A 22,458-nucleotide genomic window follows, 5' to 3' on the forward strand; every position below is an offset into this window, starting at 1 on the left:
GCGAATAATAAACTTTATCCAGCGCATATTAAGTCACCATTCTTTCCTGATGGTGAAACCCATAATTTTGGCAGAACAACATTGAAGCTAAATATCTTTAAAAAATAAACAGGAAATGTTAAGTAAAGTTTTGAAAGAAATATATGGAGGCTTAATGATAAGTCTGCTTATTTTTGTTCCATATATGACTGTTATTTACCTTTTCGTCCAATGGAATCTCGCCCAGACCAATAATGTTACCAAGGATGATCTTAGAGAGCTAACCTTTAAGGTGAAGGACATAAAATCCTATGAGACCTCCAAGACAGTAAATAAACAAAGGATCAAAGACAGCTTTATTCAGATTATCTCCCAGGAACCATATGCGAAATGGAGAATAGACGGTGAAACAAGCATTGATGTGCGTAAAAATGACAGTATAACTGTTAAGTATCTTAAACTACAGTTCAATACAGCGACCTCGCCATCTTTAAGCGGTAAGATCCAGCGGTTTTTCTCGACCTATGGAGATCATATACTTATATATCAGTTGATAAAGGACAGCAGGATACTGATAGAAAAAACCATCAATGAATATGATGAAGGCACCCGGTCAAGAGGGCAGATTTTTATGGCATTATTCACCCTGATATGGTTCGTTGCCCTGAATAAAATGGTAAAATATCTGAAGAGAAAAGGGCTATGGGTACAATATTGATATCTCCCCAAAACTGGATTCTCCAGAATGTATAAATTAAATGGTTAGGGCATGAAAATATTACAATTAATCTCAACAGAGAAAGACCAATTGAACGTTCTGTTGTATCATGCGTCCAGATCTGAAAACGTTAGGAAATCAAGGCGGAATAGCCAGCTGATATTTGGCACAATAATGCTTCTGTTAAGTTTGTTATTTGCAGTTTTTGAAAGAAGAATGGGAATTATGTTTTTTACTCTATCAACTATTGCGTTTATTTTCTTTCCCGTTTATCTGGGATGGTATTATAAAAGGAATTTTACAAAGCTTATAAAATCGAATGAATATAGAGCTCAGGTCGGAATCCGGTACAATATTACATTTGAGCAGCAGAGCGTCCTGGTGCAGAGTCCTCAGGGGGAGACCAGATACCTTTGTGATAATTTTGATTATATTTCGGAAACCCGAGATAGTTTCTATATCAGATTAAAAACCGGAGCGCTTTTAATTTTTCCCAAAAATCAAATTATAAAGATCCGCGAACTAAAAAATTATTTTAAAACCATTTGCAGTGCATATCGGATAAACTTCATTGATGACAACCGGTGGTACTGGAAATGATCGCTCATCAATTATTGTGTGGCACCTTTTTATTATTTTTACGATATGTCAGCAATTTATTTTAAAGCTAGAAAAGCTTTTGATTTCAGCCCGCATCCATTTGAACTGGGAAATATCCTGGGACTCAAGAAAGGATATGAGGATAACCATTTTTTATTGAAGGTATATGATCTCGAAGATGGGGCGTTCTATGACTATTATCTTTATCATCTGAAGTATTATCTTTCCGGAGGGAATCACTCGGAAAAAGATTTCTTTTCCCATGTATGGCATATCGTTTCAGATAGGATAGATTATTTTAAGGGACAGGATCCCTTTTCCGCAAAGCATTCCCTTCGCATTTCTAACATCAGAAAACTGAACGAATTCCTAGACTTTCTAGCACCACTGGACAAATGGAACATCAGGCCAAATGATATGTTGATTAAGGAAAAAGATGAACAGATCTCGGGGTTGAAAGCTGAACTGGAAATTCTAATAAACAAAATGACCGATCTTGAAAAATACGAGGTATCCGTCAAGCCAATGGTACAGGATGAGCATCTTCCCACTTTTATCGACCTGTTGCAACAGCTGAAAAACCTGACGCTTCCGAATGGGAGAAAGTTATTGGTCAGTGACCATGAAAGTCCCTATTATAAAATGGTCTCAAAATACTTCGTCTATAATGGCAAAGATATACCGGTCAATACCGCCCGGAATTATTTTGTGCAGAAAGATCCGAAAGACTCCATGAAAGGAGTCAAAATCCCCGAAGACAAAAAGCTTTTCCAGATAATACCCATAAAACAGAGACAATAGCGATCCTGTTCGATTGCTGAACATGACCATCGGACTCCGCTGGTCATCCATATTGCCCCATCGCCCCCCAATTTTGTAGCAATGGCAAGGCGCAAATGCCGAGCCTATATTGTTCACAAAATTGGTATGCTATGGTATTTGACATCCTGACAAAAGAAGATTTACAGCAGTTCAAGAAAGAGCTGCTCGAAGAGATCACACAGGTTCTTAAACGGGAGAACTCAACTGGAAGCGGAGATAAGGAATGGCTCCGCAGTAGGGAGGTCAGAAAGAAACTGGACATATCTCCCGGAACCTTGCAGAACCTACGGATTACAGGCATTCTACCTTTTAAGAAAATCGGAGGCAGCATGTATTATCGCAGCAGTGATGTTGATAAAATGATGGAGGGAGGTAATGGCAATGGATAACAGAACTCAGGATCATTGCTTTGGTTCTTATCTTGAGCATGTGGCCAAAGATAACAGATTGCTCCCATCTCATATCGGACTGTTCATGGCGATGTTCTATTACCACCAGAAACAACTTCCCGGGGATTACTTTCATTCAAGCCGTAAAAAGCTGATGCATTTTTCACGTATAAAGTCAATTGCGACCTATCACAAATGTCTTTCTGATCTCGTTCTTTATGGATACGTGGATTATATCCCCTCCTGGCACCCGACAAAGGCCAGCAGGTTCCGGTTTATCATGGACAGTAATTCCGGTAGTAATGGCTAGACAGGATGAAAACACACGGTCTGTCCGCTTCCCGGTGGAAGTGGATAGCCGACTGGCACTGCTCTCCCGTAAACTGGGCAGGACCAAGCGGAAACTGGTGATGGAAATGGTCGATTATTTTTACAGGAGCAAGAAAGATCCTGCTGACCTGAATGATGAGGTCCTGAAAAAAGAGCTCTCCAGTGGGGTAAACCGGATACTTTCCTTTATCCGAAAACAGGAGACCGATCTATTGGTTCCCCTGTATTCCATGCTGGACGAACTCGGTGCTGTCAACAAACAGCAATCCGGTCTAATAGATCTGATTTCCGACGAACAGCAGAAATCGTCTGAATTTCTGAAAGCAAATACGGAATATCTCGGGAGTCTGGATAAAGTCCTTAAAAAAATATTTCTGGGTATTACACAAAGGCAGGAATTAAAAGATGGCTTCAGAAAGATCCTTGAACATTACATTGCACAGCGGGAAACACTGGGCTGGCCCGTATCAGCTGCAAAAAAAGATGAACTGGCCAGACAGGTCAGGGAAGCACTGGATAAACTTTAGCCGCTATGTATATCAATATCACAGATTCCGAAACAGGGAACAACAAGGGCAGCTGTGGTGATCTTGTCGCCTATCTGGAAAAGGAAAACCGCCTGCCCGATAATAAAAAACAGGAACACTGGTTCAATGGCGAACAGAATGCCATTAAACCCCATGAAGTACGCATCGGGATCGATTGCAATATCGCCAAACTGGGCAGGGAGGACAGTAAGTTCTTCCTGCTCAATATCAGTCCTAGCAGGAAAGAGATCGAATTCCTGTTGGCTACTTATGGCGAAGAGGGTACGAAAGAAAAATTAAAGGAATATGCTGCACGGATCATGGATGAATATGCCCGCAATTTTAAACGTCCCGGAATAAACAATAATAAAGACTTGTTATGGTTCGCCAAGTTGGAAAACTACCGCTATTATAGCCATAAGGATCGTGAGGTCAAGAACGGCACGAAAAAAGCGGGGCAACGAAAGGAAGGCCCACAATTCCACATACAGATTATCGTCAGCCGAAAGGACATCACTAACCGGATCAAACTGAGTCCACAGAACAGATCCCGGGGCAGGAATGTGGAACTTTCCAAAAAGCTCGGACAGTTTGACCAGATGGCCTTTAAGCAGTGCGGGGAAACTGTATTTGATAGGATGTTTGGTTTTGACCGAAAACTGAAAGAAACTTTGCAATATGCGAATATCATGAAGAATGGGAATTCCGATCAGAAGGCGAGGCTCCACACCTTTGACAGGCTTCTGGAAAGGGGGGCTATTCCAAAAATGGAAGAAGGCTGGACCGATCGGATACTTTCTAACCCCGCTCAGGACAGGCACACCATACTTGGGGACATATTTTCCTCATTTGCTACAAATAGTCCGGGACTTCTGGATATTCTTCTTGATCCTGTTCAGGAGTTTGGCGGTCAGGCGACGGTCACAGATGAGGAAGAAAGAAAGAGGAAGCGCAAAAAGAAAAAACGTGGACAACGGAGGTAAAAAAGCTACTCGGTTATTTGCGAAAGCGGTCTGGGACAATGATCCAGCATGATATAAAAATTATCCGCTGGATCATTGTCCGGCTCCTCCAAGCCACCATGCTTAATTTTTTCGGTAAATGTAGGATAGATATATGGTTAACTGAACATAAACAAAAACTTATATAAATTAAAGAATATAAATATATATCTACTGCTATATATTGCTGGCGATATGGATATCCATCGTCACCGCTTCTCCAAATTTACCCACGATGGCACAAAGGTCAAGGGTATATTAAACGCCCCTATTCACAATCCCCCAGCTAGCGCCCTTGACGCAATTGTGCCATCTTGCCTTTTGGTCGCCTAAGCGGTGATGATGGAATGGTGTGTCCCGACTACCGGGCGACAGGGAGAGGAATGTAAATATGAATTAATCAGGAATTAATTATCCGTTAATCGCCAAAATCCCCTTGAAGCAGATCAGAACAGTCATAAGCTATTTCCCAAGAAACAATCCAAAATGGTAGAATAAAGGGTGTTATTTTTATTAGGCTAATCTTGGCCAAACGCGATAGAGGGAAAACAATATATAAAAGAGGTGCGTCAACAAATAAAAATGTCAAATAGAGCAAATAAATCGTATATTAGGTTTATTTTGCTCCATTTAACTGATTAAGTTGGTCGCACCTACTTATTAATAACTTAAAGCATGAAAAAACTGAAATCATTATTATTTATCTTATTTATTGGAATAGGAATTTCTAATGGACAAACCATCAAAAACCAATTTATAGATATACCTTCAACCAATCGGGAAGCGACTTTTGAGAACGTATTACAGCTTTTTCTTTCGAGCGATTATTTTGTCCTTTCGGCGGATAAGGATTCGGGGTTTATACAATGTAAAATAGTTAAGGATGACAGCAAAGTATTCACAAGTCTAAACGTAGATATTCTCGAATACAATCTTCTGATACGAGAAAACCAAGATAAAGGTACACGTATATATATTCAGGCCAACCTTAAACAAAAAAAACGTTCTGTTAGCGTGAATAACGACGGGGTTTACAACGATGATATCGGTGTCACTAAAAAGCCAAAATATTATGAACCTTTGATAACATTCCTCAAATCCAATTTAAAGTAAAACTTGTTTGGGGAATATAAAGGCTATTTATTGTTGGTGTAAAAAACAGTAGTCTCACTTTCTTTAATTAAATTATCGGCAAATAGTTCAATTTTTAGCTCTGGTACGAAGCCTATGCGCCATAACAGGCTATTTTAAGATTAGGCAAGTAAGTAGAAAAGTTAGCAAACATAAAAAGATAGGACTAATCTGTATGACTAATAAAGAAAAAAGGCCCCTATCCCAAAGGATAAAGACCAAGTTCTCAATTTTAAATTTCTTAAGATGCAGATATTGTCTAATCAGCCTTTCGGTTGATGTTTTTTACGTTATCATTTGTTTCAGAAGTATTGGTTTTAAGAACTGATAGTTCTGCTTTCAATTTAGCAATTTCATCTTTTAAAGCTTCTTTCTCCTCATAGCCTTTTATCAATTCCTCTTTAAAATATTGAATAACTTCCTTGATAGGATGATTATGTTGTTCCTTTGTATAAAAGAAAAATTGATAATCACTATCCTTATTGAAGTTTTTAATTGCCTCAACAGTAGTCCCCAATGCTTTGGCTGCTCTTTCTAAAATTTCTTCCGTTGGCAGTTCGTTCTTTTCCATCTTTGATACATTTTGTTGTGCCATACCCATTGCTCTCCCTAAGGTCTCTTGTTTCATCCCTTTAAGTACGCGCATGTCACGTATATTTTGTCCGAAATGTTTTCTTTGTACATGTGCCATATAAAAATGCATTCCTGATAAGCGAATATACAAATTTATTTGGGTGTATGGAATATGTATTTTACATACCTACAACTTATTATAAAAAAACAGCAATCATTTATATTTGTATTATTGATATTTCAGATGATGATAAAAATAGAAAATTCAACATAATTTAATAATTTTGCCGCTATTACAATTACGGCTTATTACGATAGTGTCTAGACCCACACCTCGCAAAACTTGGAAATCTAGACATGTCGGGTGATGCCCCATGCCTTGCCTTTATCTTAATTCAAAGATATATAAGGAGAAACGGCATGGAAGCTCACCCGTCCTTTCCAAACTCGCGAGGTGTGGGGGGCGGGCAGAGACCATGTCGTTTTTTTATCTCTTCCCGCTGCATTCATTACCATTTAAACATCAAATGATATGCAGTACACTTCCAACATCCCGAATAATATTACTTCACAGATATATGATTATGGTGAGGCTGCTAGCGCATTGTTAATAACAACGAAAGCGTTTTATAAAAATTTATTCTGTGCACCAGAATAATCCTACAGAATACCTACATACCGCTCCCTCTTTGTCCCCGCGAATCCGTCATAAATTTTCCAAGGACTGGGGGCGGCTATTTTTACAACCCTAAAAAACAAACCAATTTTCGTCGAAAAAATAACCGAATTACCCGGAATGGGCAAGCTATGCCTCTATTTTTCGATCATAAACGGACCATATTATGATCACACATATACTATTATTACCAAAAGATATTTTAAAGACACAGTCTCAAAGCTGGAACCGTTCGTTAATAGTAATTACAATCCTTTTTGTTTCTATGTTTAGTTTATCTGCTCAGATGCCCCGCAAGAACAGCGGGGCCGATGGGCTTTCTAATGTCGTTGCCCTAAAACCGGGCGATAAAATTCCAGATGCGGTTTGGCACCAGTCACTCGAACTCAATTATTTCAATGGGAAGAAAAAAACAATCAAGTTCTCTGATCTGAAAGGGAAGCTGATCTTACTGGATTTTTGGGCAACCACCTGTCCGAGCTGCATCGAGAATATTCCACATATGGAGGAAATGCAAAAGCGGTATCCACAAGAACTAACAGTTGTCTTGGTAAATAGCAAAAGAAACAAGGATACTCCCCGCCGGATTAAACTTGTATTGGATCGCTACAAGGAAAAGTACAATTTTGAAATCAAGCTGTTGACCTTATTGGATGATACGCTACTAACCAACCTTTTTCCGCATAATACCATACCCAATATAAGCTGGATCAATCAGGAAGGTACATTTCTAGGCAATACATTGCCGGATGAAGTCGGCATAAAGAATATTGAAACGATTCTTCAAAATAAAAATACAGATTTACAGCTGAGCGGTGAATTTCGGAATAAGGATAACAGAATGGCAACACCACCGATTTTCGATACGACAGGTGTTAAGTTTCTTTCAGCAATTACTGGTTACCTGCCTGATTATCTGTCGACGTACCCCAATGTTGTCCGCAAGAATGGCAGCTCCAGCTATCAGATCGTGAATGCCGCATTCCATTTTATGCTAACGAATGCGTTTAAACGAGAATTGAACGGATTTGAAAGCACAGATTATGTGTATGAAAATGGGCTGGAAAATGAGATTGAGACAAAATTGTCAAATGGCACACGGCGTGAGAATCAATATTGTTACCAGTTATTTGTTAATGACACGATATCGCAGCATTATGCCGAAAACTATTTACAGCAAGCGTTTAAAGATTACTTCCACCTTACTATTGAAAGAAAGCGTGGCCATGTATCCTGTTACAAAGTAGAAATTTTGGACAAAATATCGGGGCTAAAATCAAAAGGTGGTATGCAAAAGGTAAATATCGACCCCAGGGAGGGGCCGATCTATTTCCAAAATTTTCCGCTACCTACATTGCTGAACATATTACATTTCTACTTCGATAAGCCGATAGCATTTGGTCCTACCGAAGATAAAGCCATTGACATCATGTTTCCAACAGGTTTTGAGTGGATGCCGGTAGCGGAGAAGCTAGCTTTTTTGACCAGTAAGGGCATTGTGCTGACCGTGCAGCAGCAGGAAAAGGAATATCCTTATATCAGCCGTATTTATTAATTCGAAAGACGTATTGTTATGAAGATATACTATTTATTAGTCCTTATACTGTGCTGTAATTTTTTTGCGCATGCACAGCAAGATAATTTGCTGGTCTCAGGTCAGGTCTATTCGGGTGAAAATAAACAGCCGCTCCCGGGAGTAACGGTCCGGGTGATGGGAAAGGGAACGTTCGGTCGTAGTAACTCGGATGGAAAATTTAAAATAAAGGTGCAGAGTCTGAAAGATACACTGGTATTCTCCAGTGTGGGATTTTTAGAGAGAAAGGTGGCGGTAAGTTTCTTTGATCGTGAAACGCCGCTGTTTCTAGAGAGACAGGTAAAATACCTGGAGGAGGCACTGGTCAGTACGGGATATCAGACCATAAAGGCGCGTGATATCACGGGGGCCGTCGAAGTTGTTTCCAGTGACTTGCTGGGGCAACAGACGGGGTTAAATGTGCTGCAGCGTTTGAATAATGTAACCGCTGGTATCCGCTTTGATAACCAGCCGATCAATAACCCGGATCTTCAGAAACTGAATTTTTCAGTGCGTGGGCTGAGTACAATAAATGGCAACCTTGATCCGCTGGTCGTATTGGATGGTTTTATCTACGAGGGGGCAATCGAAAATATTGACCCAAATAACATTGAATCGGTTTCGATATTAAAAGATGCTGCTGCCAGTGCCATCTGGGGAGCGAGGGCGGGCAATGGGGTAATTGTCATGACCTCTAAAAAAGGAGGTATCGGCTTGGCTCGGCAAGCGAAGATCTCGTTCAGCAACACATCCATTATCCGACAGAAGCCTGATCTAAATCAGCTCTACCAGCCATCTTCCCGGGATTTTATCGAAGTAGAGCGTATGTTATTTGACGGTGGATATTATGATACTTTCCTTAATTATCTGCCTTATTATGCGATGACTCCAGTGATCAATCTGCTGAGTGGTAGAAAACAGGGACTCGTCACAGCGACAGATTCGGCGCGTATGATCGATTGGCTTGCCGGTCAGGATGGCCGCCGCAATTTTGCAGATAGCTTTTACGGTGCCGCTTTTTCCAATCAGCTTTCCTTGCATATCAATGGGGGTAGCAACTCAAACGCCTATGGATTGGGCGTAGGCTATACGACAGACCGTACAAATCTGGATGCACGGTCACGAAAAATAAACCTGCTCTTTTCCAACAGCTACAGACCTATAGAAAAGATGCAATTAGATTTTACAGTCAATTTTACCCAGCAGCATGACCGGTCTGGAAAACCTGATTTTTCGACTTTTAATACTGTGGGTAAATCTGTGCCGTATCTCTATTTTAGAGATGCCGGCGGGAACGAAACTCCGTTTGAAAGCATGTACAGCAAAACTTATCTCGACCAGCATTATGCAGATGGCTACCTGGACTGGGGATACTACCCTTTGCAGGATTATAAGTACGACCGGAAAACAGATCATCTGAACGAGTTATTTGCGACGGCTGGTTTGCGCTACCAATTATTTGACTTCTTAAGTGCCAATGTGGGCTTTCAATGGCAGGATCAGCGTGTCGATAGCGAAAACCTGCATGAAAAAGACAGTTATTTTACGCGCTTAAAAATCAATCAATTTATGACTGTTGATCCGGTAAGTGGGCAGCGCAATTATAATGTACCCATGGGCGCTATCCGTGCCCTGGACCAGCAACAGGGGAGATCGTACACAGTAAGGACACAGCTGGATTTTAACAAAACCTTTGGCCAGCATCGTCTACAAGGTATAGTCGGAGCAGAGGCTCGGGAAAATCAGTCGTCGGGAAGTTCAAATACCGCGTATGGCTATAATGAAGTACCGCTCACCTCGGTGCCTGTGGATTACCTGACTGCATTTGCCACGGTACCGGACAATCTGTATTTAAACATTGTGGGTGCGCCCATGTTTACAAAAACGACAAATCGTTTTGTTTCCCTCTATAGCAACTGGACTGATCTGTACCGTGATAAATACGGCCTGTCTGCAAGTTTTAGAAAAGATGGTGCCAATATCTTTGGAGCAACCACCAACGACAAATGGTCGCCGCTATGGTCTGTGGGTGCGTCCTGGCAAATCGACCGTGAGGAGTTTTTTAAGGTGGACTGGATAGACGCACTCAAGCTCAGGGTTACCTATGGCTATAGCGGTAATGTTGATCTCCGCAAGACGCCCGAACCGATTGCCGGGAGTGGGACAGACCGCTATACCTTATATCCTATGCTGGGTATTTCCAATCTGAACGATCCCTCGCTGCGATGGGAGAAAGTGGGCATGCTCAATTTTGGCGCTGATTTTTCAATCATAAAAGGCCGCTTATCTGGGTCTATCGACCATTACCGAAAATATGGTAAAGACCTCTACGGCCAGACTGCATACGATTACACGACATGGGGAAATAGTGGAACGATCGTAAAGAACGTTGCGGAAATGCAGGGCCAGGGCTGGGATATCAAGCTGAATTCGATAAATACAGTCGGCTCACTCAGGTGGAGCAGCAATCTTTTGCTGGGGATCAATAGGAATAAAACGACCGCCTATTATAGTAATCTGAATGAAGGTTTAGTATATTTTCTGGCTGATGGTAATCGGATAAATCCAGTCGTCGGTCTTCCGCTCAATGCGCTTGCAGCATATACATGGATGGGGCTCAACAATCAGGGAATGCCACAGGGATTGTTGGATGGCCGGGCAAGCTCAGATTATACCGCCATATTTAGATCAGCATCCATGAACCCAATGGGCAACGAGACGATCACCTATATCGGCCCTGCCAAGCCAACCCATTTTGGTAACCTGATCAATACCTTTTCGTTTCGTGATTTTGATCTTTCGGTCAACTTGAGCTATAAGGGCGGTTATTATTTCAATAAGCCCACAACCAGTTACTATACGCTGTTTCAGTCAGGGATAGCCTATCCGGATTTTGAGCAGCGCTGGCAAAAGCCCGGTGACGAACAGATAACGGATGTACCGGCCATGAATTATCCGGTATCGACCGATGCGGATGCTTTTTACGCCAGGGCGAGCATCAATGTATTAAAGGGAGATCACCTACGGCTGGAATATATCAACCTCAGCTGGAAAAAATCTTATAAGGTCATGGCCAAGGAAGTGAATCTTCGGCTATTTACTAATGCCAGCAATTTAGGGATGATATGGTGTGCCAATAAGGAAAAAATTGATCCTGAATTTGCTTATAGGCTGCGTCCTTCAAAACAGTTTTCACTGGGTATACAACTGGAATATTAGACTTGATCAACCGAATCAATATGAAAAAGATAAAAAAAGGGCTGTCAATCTTACTGGGTATCATTGGCATGCTGTTATTGCATAGCTCCTGTAGCAAGTATCTGGACATTCAATCCAACGATGGGTTGGTGGTCCCCAAAACGCTGGAAGACCTGCAAAAATTACTGGATAATACGCTAACGATGAACCGGGGAATTGGATCGATGGGGGAGATCTCAGCAGATGATTATTTTTTGGAGCAGTCTGTACTGGATATGCAGACAGATATGGATCGTTTAAATTATACCTGGCGAAATAATGTGTATAACTTTAGTAACGATTGGTCGGCAGGTTATGCGCCAGTGTATATCTCCAACTTAGTTTTGGAGCGTTTGGGCAAGATTGAGCGAACAGCTGCAAATGCGTCGGACTATGATAAAATCAAGGGGACGGCTTTATTTGCAAAATCGAATCAGTACCTATCCTTACTGTGGAATTATGCTAAGGCTTTCCACAGTACAACAGCTGCGTCGGATCAAGGGATTGTGCTGCGCAACTCTTCGGATATGAACGAAAAGTCAAAGCGCTCTTCGGTATTGGCCTGCTATGAGGCCTTACTGAATGATCTACGCGGCGCCTCGGATCTATTGCCACAGAAGAGTGCACATGTGATGCGTCCCTCAAAAGCGACTGCTTATGGTTTACTAGCCCGGGCTTACCTATCGATGGCAAAATATGATTCGGCCTATCATTATGCAGATAAAATGCTCCAGATCAAAAATGATCTGATGGACTTTAATGATCGTGCTGAGGTCGATCTGACAGGTACAAATCCGTTTTTACGATACAATAAGGAAATTGTAGGCTATTATGAACAGACTTCCAATGGTACTCCCTTGATTCGTATTGCTCAGATGGACACAGTATTGTATGACTCGTTTGATGCCAATGATCTCAGGAAGCAGGTTTATTTTAAATCCGGTGTTAATGGCTATCAAGCATTTAAAGGGAATTATGCCGTGGCTTCCAGCGCTTGGGAAACAGTATCGCCATTTGGCGGGATTGCGGTAGATGAGGTGTTTCTTATTCGGGCGGAATGCCTTGCACGGGCGGGCAAGCTAGTGGAAGCACAGGCCGACCTGAACAAGCTACTGGCTACACGCTATAAAAACGGAACTTTTAAGCCTTATCAGTTGACTGTCGCAGCGGATGTACTCAGCCTGATATTAACAGAACGACGAAAAGAATTGATCTTTAGGGGTCTTAGGTGGATGGACATCAAACGCCTGAATCTTGAAAGGGCGAATATTGTACAAATACGGTTTTTGGCTGGAAAGGAGTATCGGTTGGAGCCTAATGCAAACCGATATGCTTTGCCATTGCCGGATGATATCATTCGCTTGACGGGAATGGAACAAAACCCACTTTGAATAGAACAACCAAAGCCTCCCATATAGGGGGGCTTTGATGTTTTGAGGAACTGTTTAATTTCGGTTTACGGGATTGAAGGGAGTCGAACTCGATCCTCCGGTTCGTTGCGGAATATAACCTGACGCAGCGCCAGCTGCACCGGGGATAGCATCCATTGAAATTTTTGCTGGATTTAAGGCCGATCCGCTCAAGTCCGTATTGTCAACTGGAAGCGAACAGGCTTTGTTGTCGGTGGTATTACAACTATGCCCATTAGGCGTAGTTGTCCAGCGCGACTCATCAGCAACCTGAGAGGCAACCAATGGATCTCCGTTGAAATAAACAGTTACAGGAGCTAAACTTTTTCCTGCATAAGCCTCAGCACCTTTAAATGCTGAGAATCCGATAATCATGGCTCCTCCTAATATCATGTAGCCATAATTGTTTAAAAATTTGGTTAGCATATTGCTACCCTCCTTTCTGCATTGCAAGCCAATAATTGATTAGTAAAGTTCTTGGCCTGCAAACTTTTGGTAAATAATTGTCGGTACGGTTCTGTGTACCGATCGTATGTGAATGCCAGCAAACCTTTTGCATTCCCGCTGGCAGTATTGGGCTGTTGATAATCGTAAATGCTATCAGGTGTATACCACCAGCTTTCATTTATCCGTTTGACGTTTATGTTCCCATATATAATGGCTCCCATTGCCAGAAAGCCTATCACGAATAATACGATGTTTGTATTACCAGTCAAGGTATGCTCACCATATTTGGCAGCTGTGTAGTGCAATAACCATCCAGTTATCGATAGGCCAAGAATAATGAGATTAAAGATCAAATGCGTTGTCCAGGAAATATTACTGAGAAAGCTGGTACACATACAAGGTTTCTTTTCGTATAAATTCAATACCCCCAGACCGATATAGATACTAAAAACGATAATCAGTAGGGTCGAAACTTTCCATCCCCATCCGCGCAGCCTTGCTGATGGCATCCCCAGTAATACACCAACACCGATTTCTATAAGCGGAAGTAGCCAATAGAGGACCGGAGCCAGATAACTGATCAGGGGCTGCTGCTCCAGGGCGATCTTGAATGTACTGAGCTGCCAGAGTTTCTCCATCCCCACATAGACCCAAAAAAGTATCATTGCTGCCCGGATGAACTTATATATAATGTTGCCAATTTTATTCCCTTCCATAGCCTTTATTATTTGTATTGCAGTATTTATTATTTCTTTCCCTTGTTATATTATTTTTCCTCGTTTCAAAAACAGGGCGCCGTACCTGTCCCTCCAGTGGATACAGCGGCCTGCCTGAGCGTCAGCTTCTACTTTCTCGTACGCGGTAAAACAAAGGTAGTATGGAAAATAGGCCGGTGCAGGTGTAGTGAAATGGTTAATTTAGAAAGTGCACCTGCCTCTATTCGATCTAAATGAATTGTGGGATGTAATGAAGATGTATTATGCGGCAAAAAGCGGGGAGAAAATTCTTGGGGAAACAGTCGGTTATCGCATAATCAGGACTGTTTTTGATGAGTAGAATGAACACGTTTAGGTGGTGTAGCGGTGGAATACCCCCTGTTTTTTAAATTTTTGTGTTTTATTTATTTAAGTCAGGAAACTGTCTATTCAGTTCGTCAAGCATCGTATTCAATACCTTGCGGATACGGAGAGCAGTATGAAACTCAGCGCTTTTGTCCATCCTGGTCAGGCTATGCGCAGAAAGTAAGGTGCCTTCCCGTGTTTTGACGAGCCTGGAAAACACTTCGGCAACTTCTTTTTTCTCTGACGACCACATAATGTTCGCCTTAACAGATATATGCATCCAAAGTTTGAGCTCTTTGCCATTAAAATTGCTTTGAATAAATTGTTGGGGATAATCCTGCATTGTTGCTGATGGAGAGATTTTTTCATCCTCCATGTACTCGCGCATCAACTTGAGCAGGCTCCTACGGTTGCTATCATACGCAAAGTCCGGGATACAGGAGAAATGTTTTGGGAAGCGTAACAGGGCATCCATAAAAGATGGGTCTGAATTGTACAGTTCTTTCCAGCGGTTGAAGAAGCCCATGTGGTTAAAATTGAAGTTGACCATCAGAATCAAAAAGCGGTAATGCCAGTTTTTACTCTGGCGTTTGTCGTCGGCCAATTGGCGCAGTGATTCGATCATTTTGAGTAGGTAATCCTGATGTCGGTATTGAATATAGGGAATCTTGCCATTTTCAAATAGGCTGTCCATAGCAGAATGGATCTCGGTGAGATAGGCTTTCGGTATGTTTTTCTGAGCTAACCTATCCAGGATAAAGGGCATATTTGCATATATATATTCATGCATCCTCAGGTAATAATGCTCCGGCAGCGGCGTACAGGGATCAATATCTTTTTTAAAGAGATGTTCGATTCGCCCAAGTAATTCTTCCAGGGCAAATAGTGCTGTAGCATTTTCAATTTTACACTCTTTACAGTAGTTGTTCAGTAAAGAGTGTAGCCGCAACAATTGCGTGTGGTATAACCGTATGGCCTGACAGGCATTCTCAACTTTGATGATCTCTCGGTACGCCTCTAGCGCGAGTGCAAAATTATTATTGCAGGCCTCTGTGATTTCACAAAAAAGCTTTGGGATATCCGTGTTCTTCAGATGAACTATGGCTTCTATGAGTATTGTTAACTTTTGTAAACTTACGATCATCTATACCTCCTTTTGATATCTTTGTGGTACCATGGCCAGCCAAATATCCCGGGATGCATCTGAAGTATGAGTGAATCTCCCTCATTGGTCTGCTCATGTAGTTTGGGCCCTACATTAATGGAAACCTTTTCTTCCTGGCCTTCATACCTGAACGAAAACCACAGTTCGTATATGTCACAGCAAGCGGGGCATTTTTGGCTAACAATGGCAGGTATGCGTACAGCTTTTGCATTTGGGATATGCTGGCAATTAGCTATGATCAGCAGCATACGGATATACCAGGTACATGCAATTATCATAATGGGAAATTGGATCCCATAAAGTTTGACAAGGTTTGTTTTTCTCCAGAAAAACAGATGCGCCATCGCGCAGACAATAAAAGCTATCGGTACGCCTTTCTTTACTGCAGCCCAAAATGGTTGCGAGCTGATCAGTAGCTGATAGGTTAGACGGTCAAATAAAGCAATACTACTGGCCTGGATACAGACAAAAAAGATAACAAAAAGCTGCATGACGCGCTCTTGGCCTCGGATTTCTAAAAAAGGGATGAACAATACCAGAATACCGATGCTGTACAAGCACTGCTCTTGCGTCGTTGCTCCAAAAAGCCCATACAAGGTAATCGATACAGCTATTGCAATAAATACATAATTACGGCTGAATGGTATTTTCTTTATCGTCCTCATGATCTATAGTTTAATAATCAGTGAAGTTTTACTCTTTAAATTTACCCACTATAGCACGAAATAATAGTGAATATCCCCATCATTTCAATGAAGGGCAATTTTTTACAATGAGAGCTGATTTCCTTACAACGAAAGAGGAATTTAAGACAATACAGGATTAAATTTTCATCCGGAAGGGGAATTATTTGAACCGGAGAAGGACATAAAAGCATCGATTTAAGGTAGATGGGTATTGTTTAATAAATAATTGGCTAAATTTATATAACAAAAATTTCCTCAACAGGGGAGTTTTTAGCGGCAGTTCTCCGGCGATAGGTAGCTAGGTAATGTCGGATGAACCTGATAGACGAAAGATATACAGAAAGAAGATATAAATCTGATAAATATGTAGGTTTTGATAGCATTTTTTAAAATGTCGTTTGTACATGAAAAGTTTTAACGAAAATAGATATCTGGATAATAGAAAATTGACCGTGCAGTATCCCGATGGGATTTGGCAATTGATCGCATCCTTCGTTTTTGGGGGATTCTGTTGGTATCTGGGGTACCGTGGAGCTTTGGCGGAATGGCTTTTAGACTGGCCTGTCACCTATAGCTATCTATTTTTTGTATTGATTGTAGCGATAATTTTCTATTATATACGATTGGTTATCGTGATATTGGACAAAAGGCAAAACTGGCTGGTTACCCCAGAAAAACGCGCCGCTAGCCAATTGTTATTTTGCTGCATATTACCGTCACTTTTGCTGTTTTGGATCATAGGCCCCGATCAACTGGCTAAGGATGAATGGTTGCTATTTCCTTTAATGGTCATATTTAGCGGAATTTTCGTCCTGAATATGTGCTATATAGTTTATTTCTATGTCGCTATTAATCAAAGGCAGAGAAAGTTGATTTTGGAACAGAAAGAAACTATCCTGCAGCAACAGTTAAAAATGAGAAATCTTGAGGAGCAGTTCGAGTTGTTTTCTCCGGATCTAGAGGAACTGAAGGAGATTCTGGAGACAGCTGAGGAAGATAAGGACGTCGATTCTATGGATGAAATGGACTTAGTACAGGTCAAATCCATTGATGTGGAGAAGGAAGTATTCCTGCTCAATAATAAAATCCTGTCACAAAAGATATTGTATAAAGATTTAGGGATTTTTACGTTTAAAAATAGCATCGTCAGCCTTTATCTGAAAAATGCAATGAATGAAAATCTGACCTGTGGCGAGCAGCGCAGCTTAAAGGAAGTTGTAAATATTACGAAGGGCTTTGTACAGAAGATAGACCGGGACAAGGCCATACCATTGGATATGATCCAGGCTTGTCACGGGTTGAAACGGGGTAGGTTGCGTATTGTGCTCAAAATACCGTTTGAGGGGCGGTATAATTTTGAGGTATCCGATAAGATTGCAAAACATATCCGGGAATGGGTCATGTTGCAGGTACCAATAGAAAAGGAGTTATAAAATAGAATAGGTAAACTTTAATGGATAGATTATGGAAAGAGTAAGGGACAATACCTGGAAATGCCGTGCTACTGGTAAAGTTGGGTTTCCTTCTTTAATCGAAGCGCAATGGGCAATGCTTCATTTTAAGTTCAGATCGCGGGTGAGAAACAAGCTGGATGGTAAACGTATCAAACACCGGATGGGTAAAGATGCCTGCAAAAGGGCTTATTATTGTAAATTCTGCAAGGGGTACCATATTACCACATGGGAAAAAGGGCACTTTAATAATTATAAGGACAAAGCCAAGTCTTGGGAAATACCCGGAGCGTTAGGAAACTGGAATTATTCGATAGAGTAGTGTAGCGTTCGCTAATTAAGTAAACATAGCAATTGGAGCCTTTAAGTTTGGAAAGAATATAATTTCCAAAACAGATATCGCGTGTTCTTCACAATATGCCTTGAACTAACCGCCTATTTAATCTTAGTTATTGAATTATAATTTTAGTTCTTGCCTTATTTTTCTCACCTTTAGGGAAGATAAAAACGAAACTATTATAAGTATTGTTGAAAAAATGATAGCCTGCACTAATTTCCTCCCCTTCTTGAGTTGTTAGTGAAATTGCTCCTTTCTCGTGGAATTTTTTTTGGAATTTAAAGTCTTGTACAAATGCCCATTTAAAACCGAATTCATTTGGGAGCATTAATTCTCCAAATTCTCGGAGAAATGCTTTAGAATAGAATAAATCTCTTGTGGTTAGTACATTGGTAAAACCATTTTCATTAATAGGGTGATTCAGTACAAGAAGTGCACATCTGTTTTTTGATTGCAGTACATAATTTCTAAAGGCTGAATGAACCGAAGAACCAAATTTTTTACTCAATGCCATGACCGCTCCCAGCCCGAGATTCAATTTTTGGCATTCTTCATAAAAACGTTCTTGTTGAAACAATGTAATAGAAGCAAAATAATTGGCTTCAGCTTCAAACTGCTCCTCATACTCTTCGCATAAAGTTTCGTCATTATCCAACGCTAACATAATCTCATTCTGCCAGGATAAAACACCGTGACCAATTTCATGTAATTTGACAAAGTTCTTTTTACCCACATTTTTATCAAGATCTGAGTCTATGTATATGATTTTATCCTCTCTGTCAAAAATGCCTTTTATCTTAGATAGTGCGCTTTGTAATGCCTTTTTTGACGGATTTATTAATTTCTCCCTTAATAGGCTAAAGAATGACGTATCTACATTTTTTAAATCTACATTATTATCGATCGCAAAATTTGAATACGATATAATCTTGTCAACCGGCGTAGGGAAAATATCAAATGACTTGCTCTCTTTTAAAAGGTTATGAGATATTTTTTCGATTTCCTTTCGGGTAAATTCATCAATCATAGCCCTTTTTTCCGCGATTTAATAAATTCCAAATATTTTAGAACATCATTACGTTCTTCCTCCGTTAAATCCTCTGCTCGAAAAGCTATTTTTTGTGCAAAGCTTAAATTAATCTCTTCCTGCCGGGCTTCGTTCTTATCGATCAATTTCGCATTTGAAAGGAGCGTTTTTAATGATACCTTGTATAAAGATGAAAGTTTGGATAAAATATTAACAGACGGATTTTTTATTTTTTCATTTTCTAATTGACTCAAGTAAGCATTAGAAATATCTGTCATTTCTTCCACTTGTCTTAATGTAAGCCCTACATTTTTTCTTGCATCTTTCAATGTTATGCCTAGTGAACTCATCATTACTATTCTTTTTACAAAGATAAAAAAAATCTTGAAATGTCAAGCGTAAATCTAAACCAAATCTAAATATACAAAAACATTTGCTTGATATATTTAGATTTTATAGCTTTGTAATATTATAAGTTTAAAAACAGAGAAATTATGGCGAATTACCATGTGACACAGAAAAAAGGACAGGACGGATGGAATGTCCAAAAAGAGGGGGGCAAAAAGGCGTCTGCTATTGTCAGTACCCAGAAGCAGGCAGAACAACTTGCAAAACAGTTTTCATCGAATAACGGTGGCGGTGAAGTTCGGATACATCGGCCAAATGCCGGACCTATCAGGGATAGCGATACGGTAAAACCCGGAAATGATCCAAGTACAATTAAAGACACAAAATTTTAATGAGGTAAGGAGATTTATGAAAATAAAAACCAGGCGAAAATCACCTGGCTTGATTCTTTCAGAGAAAAAAAGCCCTGCAAGGCTTTCGGTGGTAATGTTTTTGCAGTCCAAAATTACCCTCTTTATTTGAAATAAACAAGCTTTTCGTGATTTTAAACCGGCAGCCTGCATGAAGTCAGTTGTTGGGCCTGGTATTAATATAATAAATTTCAATTGCATCTTATTTAACGACTGTTACAGGGCAAGCCCTATTTTATTGCTGAAACGATTAGCAATAAGCAATTATTAATTAGTTAATATCAAAATTTAAATTACGATGAAAGTAAATAATCATCAAGGGGAGCAACATTCCCCTACTTCAAAAGTACCGCTCAAGTTTGTAATAGAAGGTAAAGAGTACGAAACTTTTGACCAGTACAAAACAGGAGTAGAGTTAAAACAGCTAGCAGGAATACCTTTGGATACAGAGCTGTTTTTATCAATCTGCAAACCCTATCGGGACGAGCTTATTGAAAACGAGAAACAGGTTAACCTTGCAAGGCCGGAAAGGGAATATTTCTTTGTAAAGAAAAAGCTCGCATTCTTTATAAACGACAAGCCCTATACCTGGTACAAGCAATACATCAGGGGTATTCAGATAAGGGAGTTGGCAAGCATACCAGCTGAGGATGATATTTTTCTTGATATCAAGGAAGGCTGGCAGGATGATCAAATCTTGGATGATGAAATAGTTGATTTAGCCCGTCCGGGTAAGGAGAAATTTTTCTCTAAACCAACACCGAAAGAAGTTACAATAATTGTGAATGCTCGCCCCCATAAATGGAGTGAAATAAACATTTCCTTTGAGCAATTGGCCGTATTGGCTTTTGGTTCATATGATGATAGTCCAAATAGAGGATATACAGTTACTTACAGCAGAGGTTGGGAGCCTAAACCAGAAGGCACTATGGTTAAAGGTTCAGTAGTTCGTGTCAAAAATAAAATGGTGTTCGATGTCACAGCAACTGATAAATCATAGTCAAGACCTTAAACGTCTACGTGACGAAGGATATGAGATCGAGGTGCGTGGTGGATATTTACTTATCCACCATATACCCTTTGTCAACCAAATTAAACAGATTCAATATGGGACTTTAGTAACGACGTTACATAATATTCAAGATCATGTCATTAGTTTTATAGGAGATAATCCGTGTGATGTTAACGGCGAATTTATCACAGCTATTCAACATAACAATGCCAATGCTGTACTAAATAATGAGATTACAGTAAATCGGTCTTTTTCCAATAAACCCGCAGGTGGATATCCTAATTACTACGAAAAGGTTAAAAGGTATACGGATATCATCTCGGCACCAGCTAAATATCTGGATCCTTTGGTCACGGAAAAGACTTTTAAGGTTATAGCGGACAGTGCTAACGAAACAGTGTTTCAGTACATTGACACCAATTCGAGCCGAGCAAATATAGAAATGATTAACACAAAGTTAGAGGGGCAGAAAATAGCCATTATTGGTCTGGGTGGTACCGGAGCTTATATTTTGGATATGGTAGCGAAAACGCCGGTTAAAGAAATCCATCTGTTCGACGGGGATAGTTTTGATCAGCATAATGCTTTCCGTTCTCCAGGTGCAGCATCAATGAACGACCTGAGTGAAGGCCCGAGAAAAGTTGTATACTATCAAAAGCTGTACTCAAACATGCATAAATTTATCCATGTTCATGACTATTACTTAAAAAAAGAAAATTTACGGGAGCTGGACCAAATGGATTATGTATTTGTATGTGTTGACAAAAATACGGCGAGGGCAATAATAACAGATTATTTAGTTAGTAAAGGCGTTGCTTTTTCTGATGTAGGCTTAGGGGTTAATGTTGTTGACGACAAACTTACTGGCGCCGTAAGAGTTACTTCTGCTAACCGGAATAAAAATGACCATCTACCCCTCCGTATATTTTCGGAAGACTCGGACAATAACGAATATACCACGAATATTCAGATCGCTGAATTGAACGCATTGAACGCAGTTTTTGCTGTTCTGAAATGGAAAAAGATATCTGGAATTTATGTTGATCTGGAGAATGAACATCACAGCTCCTACTCAATTAGCGTATCTAAAATTTTCAATGAAGATGTTCCAGCATAAATTTGTTGAATTCATCCCGGAAAATGTAGAGGAAGGTACTCTATACATCTCAATCGAATACTGTACCGCGATACATAAGTGCGCGTGTGGCTGTGGAAGCCAGGTTGTAACACCAATGTCTCCAACAGATTGGAGATTGACATTTAATGGCAAAAATATTTCCCTTCATCCATCTATCGGAAATTGGAATTTTGAATGTCAGTCACATTATTGGATAAAGAATAACAAAATTGAATTTGCAGGTCGATGGACTGAAAAAGAAATCCATTTAGGCAGAAAAAATGATCAGAACCGCAAGGAGGATTATTTTAGGGAACCGTTTGACGCTATAAAAGAAGATCTTGTCAATCAAAAAAATCCAAAACTAACTGTCTGGCAGAAAATTTCCAAATTTTTTCGATTGTAAAATTTTTGATTTTACTATAAAGCCGA

General features: G+C 40.3%; 24 protein-coding genes. 17 read left to right on the forward strand and 7 right to left on the reverse strand.

The features are described from left to right. Positions 1 to 115 precede the first annotated feature (115 nt). From B4N43_RS08735 to B4N43_RS08765, 8 genes are all read left to right on the forward strand, one after another. On the forward strand, positions 116 to 697 hold the full coding sequence (locus B4N43_RS08735) for a hypothetical protein (protein ID WP_286734199.1): 582 nt from the start codon (positions 116 to 118) through the stop codon (positions 695 to 697). Between the two features lie 225 nt (positions 698 to 922). Next, complete coding sequence (locus B4N43_RS25495) at positions 923 to 1,297, forward strand: YcxB family protein (RefSeq protein WP_414711895.1); 375 nt, start codon at positions 923 to 925, stop codon at positions 1,295 to 1,297. A gap of 45 nt (positions 1,298 to 1,342) precedes the next feature. After that, positions 1,343 to 2,098: a hypothetical protein gene (locus B4N43_RS08740; RefSeq protein WP_286734200.1), complete on the forward strand. Its 756-nt coding sequence runs from the start codon at positions 1,343 to 1,345 to the stop codon at positions 2,096 to 2,098. Positions 2,099 to 2,229: 131 nt separating this feature from the next. Beyond that, positions 2,230 to 2,508 (forward strand): helix-turn-helix domain-containing protein, encoded by a 279-nt coding sequence (locus tag B4N43_RS08745; protein WP_286734202.1) that lies wholly within the window; start codon positions 2,230 to 2,232, stop codon positions 2,506 to 2,508. Further along, positions 2,501 to 2,818: a hypothetical protein gene (locus B4N43_RS08750; protein WP_286734205.1), complete on the forward strand. Its 318-nt coding sequence runs from the start codon at positions 2,501 to 2,503 to the stop codon at positions 2,816 to 2,818. The genes B4N43_RS08745 and B4N43_RS08750 overlap by 8 nt, the downstream gene beginning before the upstream one ends. Further along, the gene (locus tag B4N43_RS08755; protein ID WP_286734208.1) at positions 2,811 to 3,365 is read left to right on the forward strand and encodes a BfmA/BtgA family mobilization protein; all 555 of its coding nucleotides are present in this window, start codon (positions 2,811 to 2,813) and stop codon (positions 3,363 to 3,365) included. The genes B4N43_RS08750 and B4N43_RS08755 overlap by 8 nt, the downstream gene beginning before the upstream one ends. Before the next feature lie 5 nt (positions 3,366 to 3,370). After that, entirely contained in the window at positions 3,371 to 4,348 is a 978-nt protein-coding gene (locus tag B4N43_RS08760) for a DUF5712 family protein (protein ID WP_286734210.1), read from the forward strand. A 693-nt stretch (positions 4,349 to 5,041) separates the two neighbouring features. Further along, complete coding sequence (locus B4N43_RS08765) at positions 5,042 to 5,479, forward strand: hypothetical protein (protein ID WP_286734211.1); 438 nt, start codon at positions 5,042 to 5,044, stop codon at positions 5,477 to 5,479. Between the two features lie 277 nt (positions 5,480 to 5,756). Here B4N43_RS08765 and B4N43_RS08770 read toward each other — a convergent pair whose 3' ends face one another. Then, positions 5,757 to 6,200 carry a helix-turn-helix transcriptional regulator gene (locus B4N43_RS08770; protein WP_333802848.1) on the reverse strand — a complete coding sequence of 148 codons (444 nt, stop codon included), beginning with the start codon at positions 6,198 to 6,200 and terminating at the stop codon, positions 5,757 to 5,759. 712 nt (positions 6,201 to 6,912) lie between these two features. Here B4N43_RS08770 and B4N43_RS08775 point away from each other — a divergent pair. The 3 genes from B4N43_RS08775 to B4N43_RS08785 are packed head-to-tail and all read left to right on the forward strand — an operon-like array spanning position 6,913 to position 12,947. After that, positions 6,913 to 8,301 carry a TlpA family protein disulfide reductase gene (locus B4N43_RS08775; RefSeq protein WP_286734216.1) on the forward strand — a complete coding sequence of 463 codons (1,389 nt, stop codon included), beginning with the start codon at positions 6,913 to 6,915 and terminating at the stop codon, positions 8,299 to 8,301. An 18-nt stretch (positions 8,302 to 8,319) separates the two neighbouring features. Continuing rightward, complete coding sequence (locus tag B4N43_RS08780) at positions 8,320 to 11,538, forward strand: SusC/RagA family TonB-linked outer membrane protein (RefSeq protein WP_286734218.1); 3,219 nt, start codon at positions 8,320 to 8,322, stop codon at positions 11,536 to 11,538. 20 nt (positions 11,539 to 11,558) lie between these two features. After that, the gene (locus B4N43_RS08785; RefSeq protein ID WP_286734219.1) at positions 11,559 to 12,947 is read left to right on the forward strand and encodes a RagB/SusD family nutrient uptake outer membrane protein; all 1,389 of its coding nucleotides are present in this window, start codon (positions 11,559 to 11,561) and stop codon (positions 12,945 to 12,947) included. Positions 12,948 to 13,001: 54 nt separating this feature from the next. On the opposite strand, the gene B4N43_RS08790 is transcribed toward B4N43_RS08785, so the two are convergent. The 4 genes from B4N43_RS08790 to B4N43_RS08805 all read right to left on the reverse strand — a co-directional run bounded on the left by B4N43_RS08790 (position 13,002) and on the right by B4N43_RS08805 (position 16,303). Continuing rightward, positions 13,002 to 13,358, reverse strand: a complete 357-nt coding sequence (locus B4N43_RS08790; RefSeq protein ID WP_286734220.1) for a hypothetical protein — start codon at positions 13,356 to 13,358, stop codon at positions 13,002 to 13,004. Between the two features lie 26 nt (positions 13,359 to 13,384). After that, positions 13,385 to 14,128 (reverse strand): MauE/DoxX family redox-associated membrane protein, encoded by a 744-nt coding sequence (locus B4N43_RS08795; RefSeq protein WP_286734222.1) that lies wholly within the window; start codon positions 14,126 to 14,128, stop codon positions 13,385 to 13,387. Positions 14,129 to 14,528: 400 nt separating this feature from the next. Continuing rightward, entirely contained in the window at positions 14,529 to 15,617 is a 1,089-nt protein-coding gene (locus tag B4N43_RS08800; RefSeq protein WP_286734223.1) for a hypothetical protein, read from the reverse strand. Continuing rightward, on the reverse strand, positions 15,614 to 16,303 hold the full coding sequence (locus B4N43_RS08805) for a hypothetical protein (protein WP_286734225.1): 690 nt from the start codon (positions 16,301 to 16,303) through the stop codon (positions 15,614 to 15,616). The genes B4N43_RS08800 and B4N43_RS08805 overlap by 4 nt, the downstream gene beginning before the upstream one ends. Positions 16,304 to 16,728: 425 nt before the next feature. Between B4N43_RS08805 and B4N43_RS08810 the strand changes: the two genes are divergently transcribed. Both B4N43_RS08810 and B4N43_RS08815 read left to right on the forward strand, forming a co-directional pair. Next, a complete protein-coding gene (locus B4N43_RS08810; RefSeq protein WP_286734226.1) occupies positions 16,729 to 17,757 on the forward strand; it encodes a hypothetical protein in 1,029 nt (342 codons plus the stop codon). A gap of 31 nt (positions 17,758 to 17,788) precedes the next feature. Then, positions 17,789 to 18,097, forward strand: a complete 309-nt coding sequence (locus tag B4N43_RS08815) for a hypothetical protein (RefSeq protein WP_070562502.1) — start codon at positions 17,789 to 17,791, stop codon at positions 18,095 to 18,097. Between the two features lie 127 nt (positions 18,098 to 18,224). Here B4N43_RS08815 and B4N43_RS08820 read toward each other — a convergent pair whose 3' ends face one another. Beyond that, positions 18,225 to 19,139 (reverse strand): ImmA/IrrE family metallo-endopeptidase, encoded by a 915-nt coding sequence (locus tag B4N43_RS08820; protein ID WP_070562506.1) that lies wholly within the window; start codon positions 19,137 to 19,139, stop codon positions 18,225 to 18,227. Next, the gene (locus tag B4N43_RS08825; protein ID WP_070562509.1) at positions 19,136 to 19,492 is read right to left on the reverse strand and encodes a helix-turn-helix domain-containing protein; all 357 of its coding nucleotides are present in this window, start codon (positions 19,490 to 19,492) and stop codon (positions 19,136 to 19,138) included. The genes B4N43_RS08820 and B4N43_RS08825 overlap by 4 nt, the downstream gene beginning before the upstream one ends. 141 nt (positions 19,493 to 19,633) lie before the next feature. Between B4N43_RS08825 and B4N43_RS08830 the strand changes: the two genes are divergently transcribed. From B4N43_RS08830 to B4N43_RS08845, 4 genes are all read left to right on the forward strand, one after another. After that, complete coding sequence (locus tag B4N43_RS08830) at positions 19,634 to 19,879, forward strand: DUF2188 domain-containing protein (protein WP_070562511.1); 246 nt, start codon at positions 19,634 to 19,636, stop codon at positions 19,877 to 19,879. 316 nt (positions 19,880 to 20,195) lie between these two features. Further along, positions 20,196 to 20,897, forward strand: a complete 702-nt coding sequence (locus B4N43_RS08835; protein WP_070562515.1) for a multiubiquitin domain-containing protein — start codon at positions 20,196 to 20,198, stop codon at positions 20,895 to 20,897. Beyond that, positions 20,872 to 22,026 carry a ThiF family adenylyltransferase gene (locus tag B4N43_RS08840; RefSeq protein ID WP_070562519.1) on the forward strand — a complete coding sequence of 385 codons (1,155 nt, stop codon included), beginning with the start codon at positions 20,872 to 20,874 and terminating at the stop codon, positions 22,024 to 22,026. Before B4N43_RS08835 ends, B4N43_RS08840 begins: the two co-directional genes overlap by 26 nt. Then, a complete protein-coding gene (locus B4N43_RS08845) occupies positions 22,013 to 22,432 on the forward strand; it encodes a DUF6527 family protein (protein ID WP_254667652.1) in 420 nt (139 codons plus the stop codon). Before B4N43_RS08840 ends, B4N43_RS08845 begins: the two co-directional genes overlap by 14 nt. Positions 22,433 to 22,458: the final 26 nt, after the last annotated feature.

The organism is Sphingobacterium sp. UBA1897, from assembly GCF_002337775.1.
GTDB lineage: Bacteria > Bacteroidota > Bacteroidia > Sphingobacteriales > Sphingobacteriaceae > Sphingobacterium > Sphingobacterium siyangense.